The sequence below is a fragment of the Variovorax sp. P2_H12 genome, assembly GCF_056403395.1.
In genome coordinates this window covers 1-809 of the sequence record NZ_JBFUFO010000115.1, presented here as the reverse complement: position 1 = coordinate 809, position 809 = coordinate 1, and the positions used below count along the sequence as shown (strand labels likewise).

1 protein-coding gene is annotated in these 809 nt (G+C 66.8%); it reads left to right on the top strand.

The window, feature by feature from the left end:
• Positions 1–261: 261 nt before the first annotated feature.
• Positions 262–809, top strand: a 548-nt coding sequence (locus tag AC1DYK_RS35440) for a dioxygenase family protein (protein ID WP_478170530.1), incomplete at its 3' end; no start/stop codon positions are given.

The following is an 809-nucleotide window of genomic DNA, read 5'->3' as shown; positions in this document are numbered from 1 at the left end:
TCACAACACCGTCAACGGGCCGAAGGCCCACTGTCCCCCTGCGAGCCGATGTGACGACTCCACGGCCGGGGCGAGTGATCACCCGCGGAAAACCGATGCCGCAAGAACCCCGTCGGGACCGTGATACCCGTGTGGCGCGGGCATTGTTCCGATCCGGTATTGGTCCGCGTCCCGACCCGCCGGTTAGCGTTGCCGTGAAATCCAGTCGCCCGCAACAAGAACGCTGGATTCCCCTTCCCGCGACCTCCTCAGGAGGAATACATGGCCAATCAGCGTGTCGTCGACCTGTTCGACGAGTTCATCGAGCTGACGAGGAATTTCATCGTCCGTCACGGTCTTAGGTACGAGGACTACGCCGCGATAACGCAGTACCTGATCCGGGTGGGCGAGGCCGGTGAGTGGCCCCTGTGGACCGACACCTTCCTCGAAGCGACCGTCGACACCAACAGCTACGGCGAAGGCCCGTGGACCCCCAGCGCCATCGAGGGGCCCTACTACAAGCCCGGTGCGCCCGTACTCACCGAGCGCCCCTACACGCTGCCCATGCGACCCGACGAGGCCGGCGACAAGCTGCTGTTCAAGGCCACCGTCCGCAGCCCCGCCGGCGAGCCCCTCGCCACCGCGACGGTCRACGTGTGGCACGCCACCGACGAGGGCCTGTACAGCTTCATCGACGCCGGCGTGTCCGAGGACTACATCCTGCGCGCCCGCGTCCCCGTCGACCAGGACGGCGCCGTCGAGTTCCGCAGCATCCGCCCCGCCCCCTACGAGATCCCCAAGAACGGGCCGACGGGCGACCTCCTCAACTC